Here is a 20,706-nt window from a genome sequence, read left to right on the forward strand (position 1 = left end):
TGGAGTTTGGAGTTTGGAGTTTGGAGTTTTAAATTCATAACTCTTCACTCCTCACTCCTCACTCCTAACTCCTAACTTTCTTCTAGCTGCCTGGTTTCTGGCTTACCTGAGTAGTTTGTAAGCCTAGTACTAACTGACTGAGGCCGCTTTGTAAATGCACGCCTGGGTCAGTAGCAACCCACCCATTTGGTGACAGATGACGGACTTCAAAGTGCAGGTGAGGGCCTGTGGAGTTTCCGGTGCTGCCAACTCGCCCAATCACAGTTCCAGGTTCTACCCACTGACCGGGTTGAACAAAGATTTCTGACATGTGACCGTAAAGAGTTTGTTGAGCCGATTTGTGATTCAGGGTAACGGTTAAACCATAACCGCCTAACCAGTTAGCAGTTTCCACTTGACCAGCAGCTGCTGCCAAAACTGGCGTACCTGTAGGCGCACCTATGTCTGTACCAGCATGGAAGCGTTGATTACCCGTGATTGGATGAACTCGCCAACCAAATACAGAAGTGATAGAAGCGGGTATAGACAGGGGATACATCATTCCCGTACCACTATATGCAACTCTCCCTGTGTAGGGGATTTGCGGCAATACTGATGCTAGTGAGAAGTCGTAAGCTACGTTGCTGGGGCGGGGTGCAATATTGCCATCTGCCATTGGTGGAGGTAAAGTTCCGCCACTCGGTGCGATGGGAGTTGCACTCACTCTTGTGGGGCTGAACTCGCCAGGACTGGGGATAAACCGATTAGGGCGAAATGCGCTCTTGGTTACACCACTAGAACCACTTTGAGCAGCACGCCATCTGCTGGTATTGCCAGTAGTTGCAGCTTGCCGCACGGGTGGAACTACTGTTAATTGGGCGTTTTGACTTCTTTTGAGCCAATTAGGTGCTGGTTTACCATTAGAATCAGCTACACTCCTTTGGGGTACTTTGGCGCAAACGCCGCCTAATACGCTTTGCCCTGAAGGCAAAATGGCTCGACAACCACTGGAACGTTCTGTGAGAATTACGGAATTTGGTGCTTGATAAGTACCTGTGGCACCACTGTCATAACTATTAGGATCAATATAGGCGTTATTATAATCCTTGGTTTTCCCCGCCGTTGCCCTGACAGTACTGTTCGAGTTATTTGATGGTTGAGCAACTTCTGGGAGTTTTTCAGGTAAAGAGCGGGCAGGGGTATTGGGTTTTTCCTGTCTCACGCGTGCAGGTGCAACCTGGGAGGCGGCTTCTACCTTGGGTTTTTCCTGTCTCACGCGTGCAGGTGCAACCTGGGAGGCGGCTTCTACCTTGGGTTTTGTCTGTCTGATAATCACAACAGATTCAGCAGCTTCGATTTTGGGTGTAGACTGCCTAACTGGCTCTTTTGATTGAGCAACCTCTGGCTTGCGTAATCTTTGTTTGAGTCTGGCTCGCCGTTGGGAAAATTCCGGTTGCGCTGGCGCGGCTTGGGGCGCAACAGCCTGTTTTTTAACTGGATTTGTAAATGCTGTTGGTTGGGAACTTTCAACAGTGGGAACGATGTTGTCTATTTGTGTTTCCGTTTGGGCAAACACAAAGCCGCCGCTAAGGAGGCTGACGCTACTCAGCCAACAGAGGCTCTGAGCTGGTAGCGTGGAGGCAAAACGTTTTTTTGTCAGACCTTGTTGCCATAAGTAATGCAAACGATGAGGGGCAGAATTTTTGCGCTGCGTCATTTGTTCTCTCAGTTGTGTGTAATTAGCCTAAAGAGATGATGCTAGTGGTTTGTCTTGCCCAAAGAGCGAAATTTTGAACAAACCTCAAATTTAAACGGAAGATTTATGGTACCCCAAACTGATTGTACCGGGTTCAATATAAATTTCCGGTGTAATTAGTTCCTTTGTATCATCTGTTTCTAAATCAACTCGTAAATTTCCTTGAGGAGTCACCCCAACTACTGTACCTGAAAGATTATTGACGTAGACCCGATCGCCCATGTTTATAAGCAAATCTAGATAGCGAGACAAGAGTATGGTTATTCCTTCTTGGCAAAGGCACTCCATACCGGATTCTATTCCCAGTAAGACTGTAGAGGTTAGCATTTCCAGACAAGAAATTGGTCTGAAATCTTGGGAAGCTTGCCATGATTCCAGATTGATTCCCGTTTCTGGTACTGAATTTGTCCAGTTAATACCAACACCAATTACTGCTTGAGTGATTTGTCCTTTGTTTACTTTGGTTTCTGTCAAAATGCCGCCTAGTTTGCGACTATTTAAAATTAAATCATTGGGCCATTTTATCCCAACATTCACGCCACGCTCGCGCAATTTAGATGCAATTCCCCAAGCAGTAGCAAAAGTTAGTTGGTAACTGTCAGTAGCCTCTATTTTGTGGTCAAAAGAAATCGCCACGGAAACATATAATCCCCCAACCGGAGAAATCCACTCGCGTCCCCATTGTCCCCGCCCAGCAGATTGCCTAGTTGCAATTACTACTGTTCCTGAAATAGCCCCTTGGTTGAGTAAGTTCCAGAGGGTTTGGTTTGTTGAGGAGACGCTTTCAAAAAAGTGAAGGAAAAATGGTAAATATGTATAGTTACGCCCTGCTTTCAAGGCTGTTTCCAAGTTTTGCAGATTAAATCCCACAGCAGTTAACCCAAATTCCGTTGTTCAAGTTAGCATTGATTGGCTGATGAGTGATTTCTGTTTAGGTTTGGTTGAAGATGCACACTTGGCACTGGCGCAATTGGGAAGGACTGCCTTATCTAACTTGTAGTATTCTGGAACATTGGCATCACGGCTTCTTTACCCAGCAGTTTTGGCCGCGATCGCCACAAGTTATCACAGAAGTATTGCAACCAGAGGCATCAGTCTATCGCTTAAAGCAGGTTCATGGCAATACTGTTCTCACCCCCCAAGAAGTTGAAAGCTTCTTAAGCTCTGTTGGGGAGGATTTAGCTTCGGCAGATGGTTTAATGAGTGAGCAGCCTCTACAGGCAGTTTGGGTAGCTAGTGCAGATTGTACACCCGTGTTGATTGGGGATGTGAAAACTGGACGAGTAGCAGCATTACACGCAGGCTGGCGGGGGACTGCCAAGAAGATTGTTCCCTTAACGATCGCTCGATTACAATCTCAAGGCAGCAAACTCGATGATTTGAGAATTGCGATGGGCCCAGCGATCGCTGGGGAGGTTTATCAAGTCTCTATCGAAGTGGCTGCCGAAATTGGGGCTAGTATTATACCACATGAAGACGAAGAAAAAATTGTAACTGCATTACATGAGCTACCAAATTCACCTTTACTAGAAGACCCCAATCCTGGCAAGGTAAGGCTGGATGTCCGGCGAGTGAATACCTTACAACTGGAAAATATGGGGATTAGTGCAGAACAAATTGCGATCGCACCTTATTGTACTTTCCAAACTCCAGAGCATTTCTTTTCTTACCGTCGGGAGAAAGAGAAAAAAGTTCAATGGTCAGGAATTGTTAGCGGAAAAAGGTAAAACTAGTTTTAAGCTTTAGAGGATGTTTTAAAAGTATTATTGCTAACACTAAAATCTCCCAAATCTAACCTACCTCTCCCTAACCTTTTCCTTTTAGGAGAAGGTTAGGTTTCTGAGGTTTTGGCCTGAATTATTACAAAAAAGCTTGGCTCAATAACTCGCGGTGTATTAATGCCCTATCTACTAAAGATTTTATTTGCTCTGGTGATAAAGGATCACCATTGGCATAATGCTCCATCCAAGTCAGACTAATCAAATTGGGATCATCGGGTAAACTTGCCAAATCCCACCCTGGCATTTCCAAGTCTTCCATGAGACGATTTACTTTGGGGTCATAACTGAGAGCAAAGCAGCGACAACCTTCAGCCGCAGCCATAATCAAGCTGTGCAGCCGCATCCCAATCGCCATCTCCACGCCGCGAAACACACCTTTTAACAGTTGCGGATCTTCCAGACACAAAATCTTGCTGACATCTTTAAGGTGTGGTTGAATAGCTTCGGCAATACTTAAATCTTCACTTTTTTGAAATGGCAATAATAAAATAAAAGTCTGCGTAGCTTTTTGAAAATCTACCAAAGCACGAGTCAAGTTTGCTAGGCGTGTTTCTGTAAGCTGAGGATGCGATCGCAACGTTACCGCAACTCTCGGCGCAGGTAAATCCCAAAGTCCCGGTACTGGTTTAGATTCCAATGCCCAAACCGGGTCTGGAGCTATGATACAAGGAATTTGCCAATCAGATAATAAAGCAGCACTGGCGCGATCGCGGACACTAACTTTAGTACAATTACCAAAGGTTTGCCGTGCCAACCAACGAGTTTGCGGACGCACTAACGGGCCAATACCCTGCGCCCAAGCAACAGTTTTCAAACCCATTTTCTGCGCCAATGCCATCAGTCCTCCATAATAAAATGGGCTGATAGTACTGGTAACATCTTGAATGAGACTGCCGCCACCCCAAATCAGGGCATCACTTGAGCGTAAAGCTTGCAGTACAGGTAAGGGAGCCATGCGATCGTAGGTTTCTACATTGTAGCGATCGCGTGTTTCCTCTGGATTACCAGAAAGCACCACAGGCGTTACGTGAGATGGTAACATTTGCAAAAGCGTTGCCAACAAAGCTTCGTCACCACCATTACCTTTACCGTAATACCCAGACAATAAGGCCCGCATCTTGACCATTTTAGATTTTGGATTTTAGATTATCAGCTTTTTTAAATAAATATCTGTTGCTATTACTGTATGCACGCCCTATCGATTCCCACCTGGATTATTCATATTTCTAGCGTTATTGAGTGGATTGTCGCCATTTGGTTAATTTGGACTTACGGCGAACTCACTGGTAATCGCAATTGGTGGGGATTATCCCTTGCCATGTTACCAGCTTTAGTTAGCGCCATGTGTGCTTGTACCTGGCATTATTTCGACAACGCCGAATCTCTGGAATGGCTGGTAACGCTTCAAGCTACCATGACCTTAGTTGGTAATTTTACGCTTTGGGCAGCGGCGTTTTTGATTTGGCGTTCTACCAAGTCTACTAACACTATTGAACCAAAACCTATCAAATCAGAGCAATGATTTCTAAAGAAACCCTGTTTGCACTTTCACTGTTTCCCTATTTGGGTTTCTTGTGGTTTATCAGCCGAAGTCCACAAATGCCGCGTTTAGCACTGTATGGATTTTACGGCACTCTTGTCTTTGTTGCCATCACCATCCCGGCAGGAATTTACGCCCAATTGCATTATGGTGAGTCTTTAGCCAATGTAGATTGGTTGCACGGTGGTGCAGAAGTATTTTTGACCCTTTCTAATATCTTGCTTGTGATGGGTTTTGGACAAGGGATAAGGCAATTAAAAATCAAAAATCAAAAATAGGAACCCCAGCTATAGCTAGCGTTTTGATTGCAATGAGGAAAAAGTAAATGGATGTAATTCCAGCAATTGATTTACTCGAAGGTCGCTGTGTGCGACTGTATCAAGGAGATTACGATCGCTCGCAAGTTTTTAGCGAAAATCCTGCTGATGTTGCCAAACAGTGGGTAGATGAAGGTGCTACTAGATTGCATATAGTTGATTTAGATGGTGCCAAAGCAGGTAAAGTAGTAAACTTGGCAGCAATTGAAGCGATCGCTCATGCTGTGTCAGTGCCCATTGAAATTGGTGGAGGATTGCGCGATCGCACCAGTGTGCAACAAGTATTCAATCTAGGCATACAGTGGGCAATTCTCGGCACCATCGCCGTAGAACAACCCCAGCTAGTAAAAGAACTGTGTGAAGAATTTCCCGAACAAATTATTATCGGTATTGATGCCCGTAATGGCCGCGTAGCAACTCGCGGTTGGTTAGAAACCTCAGAAGTTTTAGCAACCCAACTAGCTGTACAAATGCAAGAATTGGGTGCAGCCGCCATCATTTACACAGATATCCACCGGGACGGTACACTTATCGGCCCCAATTTAGAAGCTTTGCGAGAACTTGCAGCAGTAATTTCTATCCCAATAATTGCTTCTGGCGGAGTAAGTTCTGTCACCGATTTGTTGAGTTTGTTGGCATTAGAACCTCAAGGCGTGACTGGCGTGATTGTCGGACGTGCCTTGTATACTGGGGATATTTTACTCAAAGAAGCATTACGAGCAATCGGGCCAGGGCGGATTCAGGATATTCCACCGAATCTAGATTTTTCTACCTTTGCTTGATCTTTTCTGTCTTTGGTGGAACACTTCACACACTGTACTCGGAGTAATGAGTACAGTTGTGGCTCTCTTAGGCAGTCCGGCTATTTGTTTTAGCTACATAGTGAATGGTACGGAGGATGAAATGGTTGTAACACTGCAACTGCGCCAGATCGACCTTCAACCAGGGCAGTGCTTACGTGGCGTTGGGTGTACCTGAAATTTGGTGTTACGGAGGCGGTAAGTTGCAAGTATTTGTCTTAAATCAAGCAGAATACATTGAGATGCAAACTAGCTCCACATTTGGGAATTTGCCTGTGATTGAAGGAATCTTGCAGTTTTTGCAATTCAGCCTCACAGAAGGATCTAGTACAGCGCGACGAGCGTTTAGGCAGTGGGTGCGTGAGGCATTAGCACAGTAATATCAAGTTTGCTTAAATACTGATAAATGTAGATTGGGTAGCCTATTTTGCCCAGCCACCAAGCGATCGCTGACTCATATATTAAGATTTATAATTATCCGGTTTTATCCAGTTAAAAGTTAAGGTTTTTCCCGATGTAACATTATTTACTAACTTTTTCTAGTTAGACTTAAATTTTCTATGATATATTTCTGTAATCAACAATACCCGTGATGTAGATAATATTGTAGTAAGTTTTAAAATTTAGTATTATGTCTAGTCAAGAACAAAATTCCAATCAAGCATTTAAGCAAACACAGGCTAGCGCAACAAAGAAGAAGAAACTACAACCTCCCCCAGACATCAAAAAACCAAAAAAAACCGAATAAAAATCGTTATACTTCCTTGTAGAGACTTAATTTAAGTCTCTACAATTCTTATTAATAAAGAAATCAACTTATTTATTTTTTACTTGAGTCTTTGCTTGTTCTAAAGCTATTTCTTTTATTGCTTGGTATGAATTAACATTTGAAGTACCTTCAATAGCTTTAACTGCCAAATCCTGAACTTGTTTCAGAGCAGATTCAAGTTGTTTAGAAAGATTTTGAATCCGCGTCTCTTGATTAGTAATAGTTTGTTCTAAAGATTGTAGTCTTTGTTCATAGAAACGCTTTTGACCTTCTACTTCTTTAGAATATAAATCTGATTTTATTTTAGCTTGGTAGTGGGCAATGCCTTTGCCTTCTTCTGTAGCTTTTTTAATGGCTGCTTCTTTATCTTTTGGAAAAGCTTCTACCTTGGCTTTTAATTCTTCAAATTGTTTCTCTCTCTCAGAAATTGCTTTCTCTCTCTCAGCCCACTGTTTTTCTGTTTCTTGTAGTAATTCTTCCAGTTGCTTATATAGCGCTTTCTGCTCTTGTTCGTATTCGTCACTTTGCAGTTGCCGCTGGAGTTCTAAATTATACTTATACTCTGCCGCATCGCGTTGCCGAGTTTTATTCAAGTTTTCATTCCGTTCTTTTATCACCCGCTGCTGTTCCTCTTGTTCTTTACACCAAGTATTCCTTTGCTCTAGTATTTCTTGGAATAACACTTCAGAACGCTGGCTATATTCTTCGTGATAAGCTTTAGTATTATCTTCATAAGCTTGGATAAGAGTATCCAAGATATCATCAGAAATTTCCAAATTGTGCAACTGTGTTAATTGTTGGATTTCTTCTTCTAAAGTTCGCCTGATTTCTTCTAATTTAGAGGCTTTTGTGGTTAGCTGTTCCGATAATTCATTTGCAGCACTGCCAAAACCTAATTGAGTTTTCACTAAGCTTTCAATTGTATTGTTCATTTTTTGTTGGACACTAGAAAGCTGATTCATAGGTGTTTTTTGTTCTAATTTAGGCTGTTCTTTAGTTCCAGACTGGTTTTCTTGGGCAACTTGTTCGAGTTGCGATTTCAGCGCTGCTTTTTCTTTAGCCAACTCCTCATACGCCTGAAGAATTTCTACTTTAGTATTCTTATCAGTCGGTTTTTTTACCACCACAACAAACCTCCTCTTCAGGAATTAAAAATGATTAAGATGCTACAGACTCACAACTATTTAGGATTAGAACTACCAAAAGCTCTCATAGCTAAGTCTTGTGCTTGTTTTAATGCAGTTTGCAATTGAGCAGATATACCTTCTATTTGCTCAGACTGTTTCTTAATTGTTTCTTCTAGAGATTGAATTTTTAGTTCATAGCTCTGTTTGTTAGATTCCCATTCTTTCTCAAATAAATCAGCCTCGATTTTAGCTTTTTGGCTTGTTTCTTTAATTGCTTCTTCCCTAGCTTTCTTAACGGCTTCTTCCAGTTCGTTAGGAAATTTAGTTACCTTTTGTTCATAATCTGCAAAGAGTGGTTGACGTTCAGCGAATATCTTTTCTCGTTCTGCCCAATCTTTCTGTTTCTTTTGAGAATTTTCTTGAATTTCCCTTTGTTGTTGGCGTTTTATCGCTTCGTAGCTGTCTGTATTGAGTTTACGAGTAGTTTCTAACTTATACTGAGATTCTTCTTGTTCTTGCTGGCGATCTTTAGCTAATAAATCGTTATATGCTTGGAGTTTCTCTTCATACTCTGCTTGCTCTTTTTGCCATTCTCTCCGCCTGATTGTAATTTCTTTCTCTAGTGTTTCCCTTTTGCTGATAGTGTCTTGTTCTAGGGTTTTTAATTTTTCTTGGTGTTCTTGACTTAAAATGTCTAGGGTATCCGCTACAACTCTGATTTGTTGAAGCTCTTGTAAGCGTTGAGTTTCAATTTCTATAGCTCGGTTCAATTCATCTAACTTGGAATTTTCCTGAGCTAGTTTTTCAGATAATCCATTGAGAATACTACCAAACTCCAGTTGTAAATCAGCTAAACCTTTGACAATACTATCAACCGTATATGCAGAAGCTGCTTGCAGAATCTCTTGACTTTTTGCCTTTTCTGCTTCCTCTTGTTTGGTTGCTATTTTAGATTCCAGCTTTTTTCTTTGGATAATAATTTGTTGAAATGCTTGCATTAGTTGTTGTTTGCTGTCCTTGACTCCAACTGTAGTCATCTTCCAACTCCCTTCAATAGGCAAATGATTTATTGGGTAGCAAGCCATACCAAGGACTACCCTATGCAGACATCAGAGTAGCCTTTAAATCAACATTTTTAACGCAGTGTAAATACGGAAATCATCACCATAGGACACTTAGGTAGTACGAATTTTCCACATATATGTCCTTATGGTTTTCAGTTATAGTTTTCCCTTTGGCTTTTAGTACTTTTGTACTAAGGTGAATATACCCAACTTAATCTGCTTTTGTCAAGACAACCCTTCATGTAATTGCGCGATTTATGATTTAGGAGGGTGCTGTGGCATATGTTACTTTTTGTAAAGAAAATCTAAAAGAATTAACCCTAGTAGAAGCGCGGTTGCAGTAAGGCGAGATAATAGATTCAATCATCCTAATTGATACAAGCACAGTCCCAGACTTTTGTGATATCAATGTATACCAGTGAATCGACCAAATATTCTGCTAGAACGGACATTGGGCAAACCAGCCGTATTCTAGTAGTAGAAGATGAAGAATTAATCCAGGAAATGCTAGCTGTAGCCCTGGAAGAAGAAGGTTATGGGGTGACAACTGCACCCGATGGGCGGTCTGCTATAGAGTATCTCAAAAGTTTTGAAACCAACTCAGGGGAACTTCCCTTTGATCTGCTCATTCTTGATTTGATGCTGCCTCAAATCAATGGGCTAGATATTTGCCGTTTGCTGCGTCATCAAGGAAACCCAGTACCTATTTTAATGCTCAGTGCTAAGGGTAGTGAAACTGACCGCGTTTTGGGGTTAGAGGTGGGAGCAGATGACTACCTGACCAAACCCTTTAGTATGCGTGAGTTAGTGGCTCGTTGTCGCGCTTTACTCCGCCGCCAACGCTTAAGTAATTTGCCACAACTACCAGTATTAAAATTCAAGGATGTCACCTTGAATCCTCAAGAATGTCGCGTGCTGGTTCGTGGTCAAGAGGTGAGTCTTTCTCCTAAAGAGTTCCGCTTGCTGGAACTCTTTATGAGTTACGCCCGCCGGGTATGGTCGCGGGAACAATTACTAGATCAGGTTTGGGGGCCAGATTTCGTCGGTGATAGTAAAACCGTAGACGTTCACATTCGATGGTTGCGCGAAAAATTAGAGCAAGACCCCAGTCATCCTGAATATATTGTGACTGTACGAGGTTTTGGCTATAGGTTTGGATAATTAGTTTAGATAGTTGTTAGTTTTTAGTAGTCACAAAGAAACTAACAACTCAAATGCTTTTATTGGGATTTTGTCTGGGTTTAGCGGTAGGCATTGGGTTTTGGGTTTGGCAACAGGTTCAACTTAACCGCTACCTGGGGCGCTTACTCCGACCGTTAACCTCGCATTCTTACAAGATGGGACTGCTGTTGATACCTGGTTTGCGGCAGGAAATAGCGATGGTGAAACAGCAACGGCAAGATTTGCAGCAGTCATTGCAAACTTACCAAGACCTACTAGATTTTGCACCAGTGGCATATTTGCAGGTGGATGAGGAAAATCAACTGCTGTGGTGCAATCGGCAGGCACAGGAAATTTTGTATCTGCAAAGTTGGCAACCAGAACAGGTGCGCTTGTTGCTAGAGTTGGTCAGGTCTTACGAACTTGACCATTTAATTGAGCAAACTCGTGATTGGCAAAAACCACAGACGGGAGAATGGGTATTTCATCCATCTTGTGATGATGCGGCAGAGATGCCAACAATAAAATCTCTGGCCTTGCGGGCATCTAGCTTGCCTTTGCCCAATGGACAAGTGGGAGTCTTTTTAGAAAATCGTCAACCCCTATTAGATATAAATCAAGTACGCGATCGCTCTTTTTCTGATCTAGCACACGAACTCAGAACGCCCTTGACTTCGATTCGCTTGGTTGCGGAAACTTTACAAACCCGTTTGGAACCACCTTTAAATCGCTGGGTTAATCGCCTAATGCAAGAAGTTGATCGGCTGATTAACTTAGTGCAAAGCTGGCTAGACCTCACCCAAATGGAAGCAAACCCAACCATGCAATTGCAAACCAAAGTTGTAGAATTGCGATCGCTCATTGCATCTGTTTGGGAAACACTAGAACCCTTGGCAGAGCGCCAACATCTATCTTTTTCTTATTCTGGTCCAGAAAATCTTTGGATTAAGGCAGACCAAGCTCGTATTTATCAGGTTTTTCTCAACTTGCTAGACAATAGCATTAAGTACAGTCCTCCTTGTACAAGTATTCATGTTGAAGCGAAAATCTTATCAACAAAGGATAATGATGCTGCTTCCCCAATTCTGGAAATAAATCTTATTGATTCTGGAGTCGGGTTTTCTGAGGCAGATTTACCCCACGTTTTTGAGCGATTTTATCGGGGAGATAAGGCGCGAACCCATTCCCCACAAGATAGTAACTCCATAGGGGCGATCGTTGGCAATGGTTTAGGTTTAGCGATCGTTGAGCAAATTCTTCTTGCCCACGGTGGTTCAATCAAAGCTATGAACCATCCAGAAACTGGTGGTGCGTGGATGCAACTCCAATTTTGTGAAGTTATGGCAAACTCTTTGAGCCAAGACTATAGTTAATAATATCTTCACGTTTGAGATCACAAGTGTGAAAGCTGCCCATTACAGTCCCAATCCTCAAAGACCCCAACTTGCACGCGCCATTAGGCGCTTAGAACGGGATGTATTACGCATGGGTGCTTTGGTAGAACAATCATTTCGCCTCAGCCACCAAGCGTTATTTGCTCGTAACTTAACAGCAGCTGAGGAACTTCCCCGATTAGATAAAAAGATTGATCGCTTTTATAGACAAATTGAATCAGACTGTACGGCGATTATGACGCTGCAAGCGCCTACGGCTCAAGATTTGCGCTGCCTGAGTGCCTTTATGCAACTGGTGCGCGACTTAGAGCGCATCGGCGATTATGCTGAGGATTTAGCTGAGATTGCGATTAAAATTTTTCCTTACGCGCCTCATACGTCTTTGCCAGATATTGAAGCTATGTCCCTTCACGCGCAAGCAATGCTAGCAACTAGCTTGAAGGCTTTGGGAGATTTCGATGAAGCCGGTGGACGCCGTTTAAAGCATTTAGATGATACTGTAGACGATGCCTACGATCGCGTTTATGAGACTTTAGCCCAACAACGTGATGTGCCAGGCGTAGTCGAGCCAATTGTGTTACTAGCACTGGCAATTCGTTGCCTGGAACGCATGGCAGATCACGCCACTAATATCGGTCAAAGGGTAGCATATATTGTTACCGGTCAACGCTCTTAATTGACGGTTTAGATTCAGTCCACAAGCTAAAGCCATTACCTCTACAAACACAAACAAAAGCTGAGGACTCAAGTCACTTAGTACTGCTTTGCATAAAACTTTAGGGTGTCTTAGGCGCATATTTCGATATAATTTGTCATGAAAAATATGATACGAGTGTCTAACGCACCATGTTACATAGTGGTGAGTTAGGCTAAAGCCGTAATACATTATTTGTGCCTACTTGCTGACTCTTGTAGCAATTCTCACGTGAATGAGGTACATGAGTAGGAACACGCTAATGCCGTACCTTTACTAATATCTGTGCTTATCCGTGGTTAATTATTTTTTCCTGTCCCTTGTTAATGCAGGAACCACTACAAGAAAATACTAAATAATTAAAAATAAGTTAACTAAATATTTTACTAAAAGCTTACCTGTTCTTAAACTTACACAATTAAAGTAACAGAGAAACAACTGGAAAATTCTGGACTATCTTTATGATAGAGAACTCCAATCATAATATTGTTTACATGAGAAAATTTTGAGTTAGTTTCTAGCCCTAGTTGAGAAAAATACACTTCAGATATATAGGTAAAATTTATACAACTTATTAGAGTTTCTTAATCATTTTAAATAGCGAGATTCCCTGATAATTATGTAGTTACAGTTAATGATGTATTCCACAACTCCTACTTCAAACTCTTTTGCCGTGTCAAATAGCTCTGCTTTGGGTGGGCAATTACCCCAGCAGATATTTACCCGTAGGGAAGTAATCCCACTTCAAAATGATGTACTTTGGCGGATTGAGCACGGTGCAGTTCGTACCTTAACATGGAGTGAAAATGGAACATTCATCACTCTCGGTTATTGGGGATTGGGCGATCTGATTGGTCATCCTTTGTCTAGAGTCAAGCCCTACCAGATTGAATGTCTCACAGGCGTGGAAGTAAGCATTGTTCCACCTCATTTGTGGCATCAAGATATTAATGCTTTGTTGTCTCATATTCAACAGGCAGAGGATCTACTAAGTATTGTGCATCGAAAACCAATTTCGCTACGCTTATGGCAGTTTTTAGTGTGGTTAAGTAAAAAATTTGGACGTGATGTAGATAAGGGCAAGCTAATTGATTTAAATATTACCCATCAAGATATTGCTGAAGTGTTAAATACCACGCGAGTAACAGTTACCCGAATCCTACAACAGTTTGAGGAAGAAGGAACAGTTTTTCGTCACAAACGCCGGATTATTTTGCGGTTACCAAATAAATTAATTAAAAACTATGCTTCAGCAGGATGTTAACTAACTTGCTTGTAATAATCACAGGATATAAGGTATAATCATCGCTGTGATTGTGTGTGAAATCCGCAAAAGTAAAGTGTTTTAAGCATTTTACTATGGCTGGATTATGTAGGTGTGAGTGAGAGTAAAAACATGACAAAACGATTCTGGAATCTTTTTAAGGTTAGTCCGGTTGTTGTAGCTGCTGCATTTTTTGTTGCAAATAGCGCCTTAGCTGCTGAAGTCAACGAAGAAGTAACAAATGTTGCCCAGTTATCTGAAGCTCAGGACTCTAACAACATGAGTCAGGTAACATCAGTTTCACAATTTTCGGATGTGCAGCCCACAGATTGGGCATTCCAAGCTTTACAATCTCTAGTTGAGCGCTACGGCTGTATTGCAGGTTATCCCAACAGTACTTATCGTGGTAACCGTGCTTTGACCCGTTATGAATTTGCCGCAGGTTTGAATGCTTGTTTAGATCGGGTTAATGAACTGATTGCTACAGCCACTGCCGATTTGGTCAGCAAACAAGACCTAGCTACTTTACAGCGATTACAAGAAGAATTTTCTGCTGAACTAGCAACTCTGCGCGGTCGTGTTGATGCCGTAGAAGCCCGCACTGCTGAGTTAGAAGCTAATCAGTTCTCTACTACCACCAAGCTGGTTGGGGAAGCGATTTTCAACGTGTCTGATGCTTTTGGTGGAAATGATGATGATGATCCTACCAATCTTCCCAACTTAGAGAGCAACACAGTTTTCTCCAACCGCGTTCGTTTGAACTTGTACAGCAGCTTCACTGGTACAGACCGATTGCAAATCCGGTTGAATGCTGGAAATATCGTTTCCAATTCTACTGTAACTGGCACCAATATGACCCGCTTGGGTTTTGATGGGAATAGCGGCAACAGCGTCGAAATCGATAAAGTTAACTACGCTTTCGACTTTGGTAATGCAGCACGTGTAAAAGTTGATGTTACTGGTGCTGAAGTATACGAGAATATCAACAATTTCAACCCTGACTTTGCTAGTTCTGGTAGCGGCGCTATTTCTCGCTACGGACGTTTCAGCCCAATTTACCGACCTGGTTCTGGTGGTGCTGGCTTGACTGTTACCCTCAATCCTAAAGGTGCTATCAGCTTGTCTGCTGCTTATCTATCCAACGATGCTAACAGTCCTACTACCAGTGGTCTCGATCCTGATCTGAATAACGGACTATTCAATGGTGATAGTACTATTTTAGGTCAATTAGCTTTCCAGCCTAGTCAAGCCTTGAACGTTGGTCTGACCTATGCTCGCAGTTACCAAGAAGATCCCAACGTCTTCGGAAGTACAGGTAGTTCCCTAGCCAATGATCCATTTGGAGGTGGTCGTACTGATTCCAATCATTACGGTGTACAGGCTAACTTTAGACCTAGCTCTAAGTTAACTATTGGCGGTTGGGCAGGCTTCAGTAATGTGGAAGCTAGAACTGGTGCTGCTGCCGGACAGAGTGCAGATGTGTTTTACTGGGCTGCTACTCTTGGTCTAAAGGACTTTGGCAGAGAAGGCAGCTTGCTTGGCTTGATCTTTGGACAATCACCGAGAGTAACTAGCAGTGAATTCGCTCCCGGTGGTGTAGAGCAAGAGGATCTAGACACCTCTTATCATGCAGAAGCTCTTTATCGCCTAAAAGTCAGCGATAATATTGCCATTACCCCTGGTTTATTGGTGATTTTCAATCCTGAACACAACGATGCAAACGATACCGTCTATGTCGGTACTCTGCGTACTACTTTCTCCTTCTAAAATTGGTGATGGGAAATAACGCTCAGAATTAGATAAACAAAAGCCCACCTTGAGGTGGGCTTTTGTTTAGATTTTTCAATCTATGGGAACCGTCGTAATATCTTTTGGGGGGCGATCGCTACTCCAAGCCCACCACACAGAACCACAGTGACAGTAGTAAAACTCTTGCCATTTGCGACGACGGTTTTCTGTAAGTACAGGCGATCGCCGATTTAGCCAAACTTTCTCAGCTTCTCGGCTACTTGAGTGGCAGTTAGGACAGCAAAATTCATAGGCATGTGTTGCCTTATTCGTCCATTCAGGCGGGAGGGTAGCAAAAGCGTCCATGTGGTTATAAGTGTAGTAGCAATGGTTATCCAAAACTTTGAGGTTTTGAATTTAGCGGCAAACGGATACTATAAAATCCCGCCACACTATCAAACTGCTTAAATCAATATTCTTATGGCTTGATTTGAATCTATTCACAAATCGCCATTTACTAATAAAACAACCATTTAGAAAGACTGCCAGAGCATGTCACAAATCAAAGGTTAACACGAATGATAACTAAAATAATTACTATGCACATTATGGCTAATAATTAAATTTATGGAGCCAAATGTTGAAATTCGCCGTTTGTTAGATGTGATGCCTGCTTCTGGTCGGATGACGACAAAAATCGTTAGTAAGCCAGAGCAGGCAAAAGTGATTGACGCGTCCTTTCCCCAACCCTGGAATCAGGCGCGACCGATATATATTAATTTTGATTTGTGGCGTCGCTTGACAAAACCGCAACGAGATTTGCTGCTGTTGCAGATGGTTAGCTGGTTAACGGGGGTGAAGTGGTTTAAACCCGACATTTATCAAGGTATGATGCTGGCGGGGCTGTTAGGCGGATTATTAGAAGCAGCACAGTCAGATGTGGTAGGTGTAGCCGTAGCCGGGGGATTAAGTGCGATCGCTGCTTTTCGGATCTGGCGCACTAATAAATCTCAAGAGTCAGAGTTAAATGCCGATGCAGCAGCAATTCGCGTAGCACAACGGCGCGGTTATTCAGAAGCTGAAGCAGCGCAGCACTTGTTATCTGCAATTGAAGCGGTAGCCAAAATTGAAGGGCGTTCCAGTTTAAATTTTACCGAGTTGATTCGTTGCCAAAACTTACGAGCGATCGCAGGTTTATCACCAGTAGGTATGCCAGAAAGTTATAAGTAGGAATGAGGAATACTTCAGTAGTCAGAATAGTTAAAGAATCAAATAAGTTTTCCCTCAGATTGTGATAGCATCTGTGGCAATATTTTTGATCAAAGAAATTTAATTTTTCAATAACAATGTTAAACAAACAAATCATCAAATATACTTTGAGATTCCCTTTTAATTCTCCTTGGTTTATTATTATTCTTTTTTCTGTTCTTGGGTTAATAGGTATTCTCAACCATTCGATGTGGCGAGATGAATTAAATCCCTGGCTTATTGTCAGAGATAGTGAATCTTTGGGGGATTTAATTGCAAATATTCGTTATGAAGGTCATCCTCTTTTATGGTATTTTTCTCTGGGTATCTTGAGAAGAATAGTCGATAATCCTATTATTATGCAAATTTTTCATTTGGCAATTACTGTTGTTTCGGTTACTCTTTTTTGCCTATATAGTCCTTTTAACTATCAACAAAAGTTTCTGTTTTCGTTTGGTTTCTTTCCTTTTTACGAATATCTTTTAATTTCTCGAAACTATGCCTTTAGTATGTTGTTTGTTTTTGCCTTTTGTACTATTTTTGCATCTAGAAAAACAACTTATGCTTATTTGGCAATTTTATTAGGTTTACTAGCGAATAGTAGTGCCTATGGTTTATTAGTATCGTTTTCTTTATCATTGACTTTGCTAGCTGAATTTTGTTTTGATAGTGAACATCGGCAGCAGTATTTTAGTCAAAGCCAAAAATACGACATATTTTTAAGTATTGTAGTTATCATTTTTTCTTTTATTTTATCCATTTACATTATTACTCCTCCAACAGATAGTTATCTTCATGGTGGGTTAAATAATGGTTGGCTAATACAATTAGATGTTCATCATTTGTTGAGAAGTATAGGTAGAGTATTCGGTAGTTATTTATTAATTATTCCTGCACACACAAGATGGCTGGATTTAATCGTTTGTGCGATAATTGCTCTATTTATTGTAAGTTTAACCTTAATTAAATTATCTGAAAAGCCAGTTGCTTTCTTTTTCTATATTATAGGTAATTGTGTCATATTTACATTTACATACTTGAGATTTATAGGTATGCCCCGTCATTATGGACATTTTTATTTAGTTCTAATAGCGGCTTTATGGTTGGGAAGTTATTGTCAAAACTCAATAGTTTTACTCAATAAGTTTTCTGTTCATCCAAATTCAATTACATTTGTTCAAAAATGGCATCATATCGCTTTAATGCTAATTCTTTATGCCCAATTCGGGGGAGGTATTTATAGTTTTTCAAGAGATTTAGTTGTACCATTTTCTGCCAGTCGAGAAACAGTCCAATATATTCAAAAAGCTGGTTTAGATAATGAGTTTATTGTTGCCAGTCGAGATGCAAATATGGCTCCTTTATCGGGTTATCTTAATCGAAAGTTTTACTATCCTGAGCTTCAAAAAATGGGAAGCTTTACTCTATTTAAAAAAGGTCGTCAAGATGTCGAGCAAACTGAGATTTTAAGCCAAATTAATTCTCTATTCAAAAATCAAGATGAGCAAAAGAAAATTTTGCTAATTTTAAATAAAAAACTAAATGCCAACCGAAATGATCTGAAAATTGTTCCGATTAAAGATTTTCAGAGAGCTTGGGTGGATAGTGAACGATATTATCTTTATTGGGTAGATGAAGCATAAGGATAATGGACCACATAATTTTGCATTTCTCAGGCAGATTGCAGTTAAACTTCGAGGTAAAGAGAAGTACAAAATTTCATTTAGAAATATGGGATAGACTTTTTTGTACTGGAGAAATCAGCATTTACACTTGAATATATTACTATGAATGAATACTTAATTTGTCCAGTGGCAATCGATAGCACAAGATATTTCCTTAAAGCTACAACAAGGAACTAATCCTGCTTTATTAGGCATTTATAGCGCTGTTTTGCCGTTAGAAACTAAAGGCTTGATTGTTATACAAGCAACATGTATCGCCAAAACACACCATAAATAAGGCTTTTACGTCCTTTGACCTAGCTTGCCACCATTGATAACTAGCTGCAATGCGTGAGGCTAATCTACACTGGAATAAGAGAATGTGTGTTTAACTAACTTAGATGTTCGAGACTAAAGAGTTTAGTCATACGTTCTCGGTGTTGGGTTATGAAGTGCTTACCTCGTGTGGTAAAACTTAACTTAAATTCTGTCAGTTACTAACGGAGTTGATAGGAATGGGTAACTTTATTATTTTTGCCTTGATAGTAGTTTACGGAGGCGGCGTTTGGAAGTTTTGGAATGGGTTTGGACGGACTAATTTTAATCCAACTTTGACCAATCGCATTGGTTTATCTTTGCTATGGCCAGCTTTGTTTATTACAAATCAATCCTATCGTCGAAACTTTAGAAAGGCGTTGAAGGGCTAGAGTTTACTATTAAGTTTAAAGTCATCTGAACCTGACGGTGACATATATTCCAATATAAATCTAACCCACCAACCCCCTTTCCCTACTAGAGAAAGGGGGTTGTGTTTACTCATCCTAGAAGGAGAGGAATTAGGGGAGGGATAAGTTCGTAGTGTTTACAAATGCAACCGATTAGCGGTTGGAAAGTATTTCAGCTGATAAATTACGGATTATTTGCCATTGGTCAGCAGATGGATTGCTGCACCTACAGCTGCGCCATCAACAGCATTCCCAAGGGTATCTTTGCTATCGCCAGTAATTACGCCAGTTACTGCGCTAGCGCCTGCACCGACTCCGACATCTTGAACAACGTTCCGGTTACGGCGATTGCGAGTGTTTCTCAGACCATTTGCACCATTGACAGCTGCACCAGTGACACCACCTTTAACAGCATTGTCTAATACACTTCCTCTTCCCCTAACTGCTCCAGTTACTACATTGGTAACAGCCCCAATACCTGCATCTCTTAATACTTGGTCATCAGCAGCAGCCGGTTTAGCGGGAACTAATGTGACACCAGCTAAACTTGCAGCCATGAGGCTGGGTAGAAGTGTGCGCTTTAGGATATTATTCATTGGGTTACCTTCTCAAAACATCAAACAATTGAATAAAGGCAAAGTTACTGGAGTCAGAGAAAATCATATTTTTTCAATTGGACAACAGCAACTATTTATTGTTTGAGGACACATATATAATTGCATTTATAAACATATAACTGCATCCACTGAAAGCATGAATATAGATTAAGTCTAGAGAAGGCCTTGCTGATTTATTAGACAATACTAGAGATTACACATTGACAAAATAAACTAAAGATGAGATGTAGATTTTTAGATATGAAAGTTTTATTTTTTCAGTACTAGCAAGCGATTTCTGATGATCAATCGCGTACTGTTTACCCTATCTATCTAAAGATAGTTGCCAAAATAACTAAACTCACTGGTCGAGGTTAATATTTAATTCTCTTAGTTTAGCAGCCAAGCGTTGCGATCGCGCTTCTGTTTGCTGCGATCGCTTTCTCCTCATAACTTCTAACTCAAGGTTCTGTTCTTGCCCAATTGTCCAAGCTTAATCCTTCAACTCGCAGCAAATCAGAGTCATTGGAAACTAGAATTAAACCGCGTGCGTTCGCTGTAGCCGCAATCAATATATCTTGCTCTTGGATAGTAAACCCCCTGCGTTGTAAGTCCACATATATTTCACACGCTAGTTCAATAATCTCTAAATCATCGATTAATAAAATTTTATATATTTGACAAAATTTATTAAACTCAGCTAACTGTCTAGTTGCATTGATAGCTAAAAGGCCTCGTTTGACTTCATAGTAAGTTATGCAACTAATAAACACATCTTGTTTTAGACGACGGACTTACCGAAACTTCTGGTCTACAATTACATTTCTCTTCAAAATATAACTAACAATATTTGAATCTAGTAAATAACTCACCTTATTGGTCTTCCTTCTACTGCTGCATCAAAAATAGCTATTTGCTCCGGTGTTAAATCATTTAACGTACCTGAAACTGCCTCTAAAATTAAAATACTATCAATTCTGTCTGTCAAATCATCATCTTTAATTTCCCTCATTTCTTCTGGTGAAAATTGCCCAAATAGTTCAACTAAAATGTGGATTATTTACCGTGGTTTTAACTTTACTTGATATAAACTATTAAC

General features: G+C 41.0%; 22 protein-coding genes and 1 pseudogene. 14 read left to right on the plus strand and 9 right to left on the minus strand.

Annotated elements, in window-relative coordinates; all coding sequences use genetic code 11:
* Positions 1-82: 82 nt before the first annotated feature.
* Together F8R90_RS01390 and F8R90_RS01395 are read right to left on the minus strand one after the other, a co-directional pair.
* The gene (locus tag F8R90_RS01390) at positions 83-1,696 is read right to left on the minus strand and encodes a M23 family metallopeptidase (protein WP_196508932.1); all 1,614 of its coding nucleotides are present in this window, start codon (positions 1,694-1,696) and stop codon (positions 83-85) included.
* A gap of 90 nt (positions 1,697-1,786) precedes the next feature.
* Positions 1,787-2,605 carry a biotin--[acetyl-CoA-carboxylase] ligase gene (locus F8R90_RS01395; protein WP_196508934.1) on the minus strand — a complete coding sequence of 273 codons (819 nt, stop codon included), beginning with the start codon at positions 2,603-2,605 and terminating at the stop codon, positions 1,787-1,789.
* Positions 2,606-2,682: 77 nt separating this feature from the next.
* On the opposite strand from F8R90_RS01395, the gene pgeF reads away from it, so the two are divergent.
* A complete protein-coding gene (gene pgeF / locus F8R90_RS01400) occupies positions 2,683-3,462 on the plus strand; it encodes a peptidoglycan editing factor PgeF (protein ID WP_196508936.1) in 780 nt (259 codons plus the stop codon).
* Between the two features lie 133 nt (positions 3,463-3,595).
* On the opposite strand, the gene csaB is transcribed toward pgeF, so the two are convergent.
* Positions 3,596-4,642 (minus strand): polysaccharide pyruvyl transferase CsaB, encoded by a 1,047-nt coding sequence (gene csaB / locus F8R90_RS01405; RefSeq protein WP_196508938.1) that lies wholly within the window; start codon positions 4,640-4,642, stop codon positions 3,596-3,598.
* Between the two features lie 60 nt (positions 4,643-4,702).
* On the opposite strand from csaB, the gene F8R90_RS01410 reads away from it, so the two are divergent.
* From F8R90_RS01410 to F8R90_RS01430, 5 genes are read left to right on the plus strand one after another with little or no spacing between them, the layout of a single operon-like run.
* On the plus strand, positions 4,703-5,038 hold the full coding sequence (locus tag F8R90_RS01410; RefSeq protein WP_190891418.1) for a DUF2499 domain-containing protein: 336 nt from the start codon (positions 4,703-4,705) through the stop codon (positions 5,036-5,038).
* Positions 5,035-5,334, plus strand: coding sequence for a DUF3593 domain-containing protein (locus F8R90_RS01415; protein ID WP_190891416.1), 300 nt, complete (start codon positions 5,035-5,037; stop codon positions 5,332-5,334). The genes F8R90_RS01410 and F8R90_RS01415 overlap by 4 nt, the downstream gene beginning before the upstream one ends.
* Before the next feature lie 47 nt (positions 5,335-5,381).
* Positions 5,382-6,155 carry a 1-(5-phosphoribosyl)-5-[(5-phosphoribosylamino)methylideneamino]imidazole-4-carboxamide isomerase gene (gene hisA / locus F8R90_RS01420; protein WP_196508940.1) on the plus strand — a complete coding sequence of 258 codons (774 nt, stop codon included), beginning with the start codon at positions 5,382-5,384 and terminating at the stop codon, positions 6,153-6,155.
* 46 nt (positions 6,156-6,201) lie between these two features.
* Positions 6,202-6,351 (plus strand): hypothetical protein, encoded by a 150-nt coding sequence (locus tag F8R90_RS01425; protein ID WP_190891413.1) that lies wholly within the window; start codon positions 6,202-6,204, stop codon positions 6,349-6,351.
* Positions 6,332-6,553: a hypothetical protein gene (locus tag F8R90_RS01430; RefSeq protein WP_196508942.1), complete on the plus strand. Its 222-nt coding sequence runs from the start codon at positions 6,332-6,334 to the stop codon at positions 6,551-6,553. Before F8R90_RS01425 ends, F8R90_RS01430 begins: the two co-directional genes overlap by 20 nt.
* 436 nt (positions 6,554-6,989) lie before the next feature.
* On the opposite strand, the gene F8R90_RS01435 is transcribed toward F8R90_RS01430, so the two are convergent.
* Both F8R90_RS01435 and F8R90_RS01440 read right to left on the minus strand, forming a co-directional pair.
* Complete coding sequence (locus tag F8R90_RS01435) at positions 6,990-8,069, minus strand: hypothetical protein (protein WP_196508944.1); 1,080 nt, start codon at positions 8,067-8,069, stop codon at positions 6,990-6,992.
* Between the two features lie 53 nt (positions 8,070-8,122).
* Positions 8,123-9,106, minus strand: a complete 984-nt coding sequence (locus F8R90_RS01440; protein WP_196508946.1) for a hypothetical protein — start codon at positions 9,104-9,106, stop codon at positions 8,123-8,125.
* A 435-nt stretch (positions 9,107-9,541) separates the two neighbouring features.
* Here F8R90_RS01440 and F8R90_RS01445 point away from each other — a divergent pair, with 435 nt between their 5' ends.
* The 5 genes from F8R90_RS01445 to F8R90_RS01465 all read left to right on the plus strand — a co-directional run bounded on the left by F8R90_RS01445 (position 9,542) and on the right by F8R90_RS01465 (position 15,413).
* Positions 9,542-10,294 (plus strand): winged helix-turn-helix domain-containing protein, encoded by a 753-nt coding sequence (locus F8R90_RS01445; protein WP_190891405.1) that lies wholly within the window; start codon positions 9,542-9,544, stop codon positions 10,292-10,294.
* A gap of 53 nt (positions 10,295-10,347) precedes the next feature.
* A complete protein-coding gene (locus tag F8R90_RS01450; RefSeq protein ID WP_196508947.1) occupies positions 10,348-11,667 on the plus strand; it encodes a sensor histidine kinase in 1,320 nt (439 codons plus the stop codon).
* A gap of 28 nt (positions 11,668-11,695) precedes the next feature.
* On the plus strand, positions 11,696-12,364 hold the full coding sequence (phoU, locus tag F8R90_RS01455) for a phosphate signaling complex protein PhoU (RefSeq protein ID WP_190891401.1): 669 nt from the start codon (positions 11,696-11,698) through the stop codon (positions 12,362-12,364).
* Between the two features lie 652 nt (positions 12,365-13,016).
* Positions 13,017-13,646 (plus strand): Crp/Fnr family transcriptional regulator, encoded by a 630-nt coding sequence (locus tag F8R90_RS01460; RefSeq protein ID WP_190891399.1) that lies wholly within the window; start codon positions 13,017-13,019, stop codon positions 13,644-13,646.
* Positions 13,647-13,778: 132 nt separating this feature from the next.
* Positions 13,779-15,413 (plus strand): iron uptake porin, encoded by a 1,635-nt coding sequence (locus F8R90_RS01465; RefSeq protein ID WP_196508949.1) that lies wholly within the window; start codon positions 13,779-13,781, stop codon positions 15,411-15,413.
* A 75-nt stretch (positions 15,414-15,488) separates the two neighbouring features.
* Here F8R90_RS01465 and F8R90_RS01470 read toward each other — a convergent pair whose 3' ends face one another.
* Positions 15,489-15,740 carry a hypothetical protein gene (locus F8R90_RS01470; RefSeq protein WP_196508951.1) on the minus strand — a complete coding sequence of 84 codons (252 nt, stop codon included), beginning with the start codon at positions 15,738-15,740 and terminating at the stop codon, positions 15,489-15,491.
* Between the two features lie 261 nt (positions 15,741-16,001).
* On the opposite strand from F8R90_RS01470, the gene F8R90_RS01475 reads away from it, so the two are divergent.
* From F8R90_RS01475 to F8R90_RS01485, 3 genes are all read left to right on the plus strand, one after another.
* Positions 16,002-16,604: a DUF3318 domain-containing protein gene (locus F8R90_RS01475; protein WP_196508953.1), complete on the plus strand. Its 603-nt coding sequence runs from the start codon at positions 16,002-16,004 to the stop codon at positions 16,602-16,604.
* Between the two features lie 116 nt (positions 16,605-16,720).
* On the plus strand, positions 16,721-18,265 hold the full coding sequence (locus F8R90_RS01480; RefSeq protein WP_196508955.1) for a hypothetical protein: 1,545 nt from the start codon (positions 16,721-16,723) through the stop codon (positions 18,263-18,265).
* Positions 18,266-18,801: 536 nt separating this feature from the next.
* Positions 18,802-18,993, plus strand: a complete 192-nt coding sequence (locus F8R90_RS01485; RefSeq protein WP_118167650.1) for a hypothetical protein — start codon at positions 18,802-18,804, stop codon at positions 18,991-18,993.
* Between the two features lie 209 nt (positions 18,994-19,202).
* On the opposite strand, the gene F8R90_RS01490 is transcribed toward F8R90_RS01485, so the two are convergent.
* The 3 genes and pseudogenes from F8R90_RS01490 to F8R90_RS33770 all read right to left on the minus strand — a co-directional run bounded on the left by F8R90_RS01490 (position 19,203) and on the right by F8R90_RS33770 (position 20,619).
* A complete protein-coding gene (locus F8R90_RS01490; protein ID WP_196508957.1) occupies positions 19,203-19,607 on the minus strand; it encodes a hypothetical protein in 405 nt (134 codons plus the stop codon).
* Positions 19,608-20,068: 461 nt separating this feature from the next.
* Positions 20,069-20,479: pseudogene (locus tag F8R90_RS01495) on the minus strand (type II toxin-antitoxin system VapC family toxin).
* Positions 20,476-20,619 carry a hypothetical protein gene (locus F8R90_RS33770; RefSeq protein ID WP_442946733.1) on the minus strand — a complete coding sequence of 48 codons (144 nt, stop codon included), beginning with the start codon at positions 20,617-20,619 and terminating at the stop codon, positions 20,476-20,478. The pseudogene F8R90_RS01495 and the gene F8R90_RS33770 overlap by 4 nt, the downstream one beginning before the upstream one ends.
* Between the last annotated feature and the right edge of the window lie 87 nt (positions 20,620-20,706).

This window comes from Nostoc sp. NZL (assembly GCF_015714705.1).
Classification (GTDB): Bacteria; Cyanobacteriota; Cyanobacteriia; order Cyanobacteriales; family Nostocaceae; genus Nostoc; species Nostoc foliaceum_A.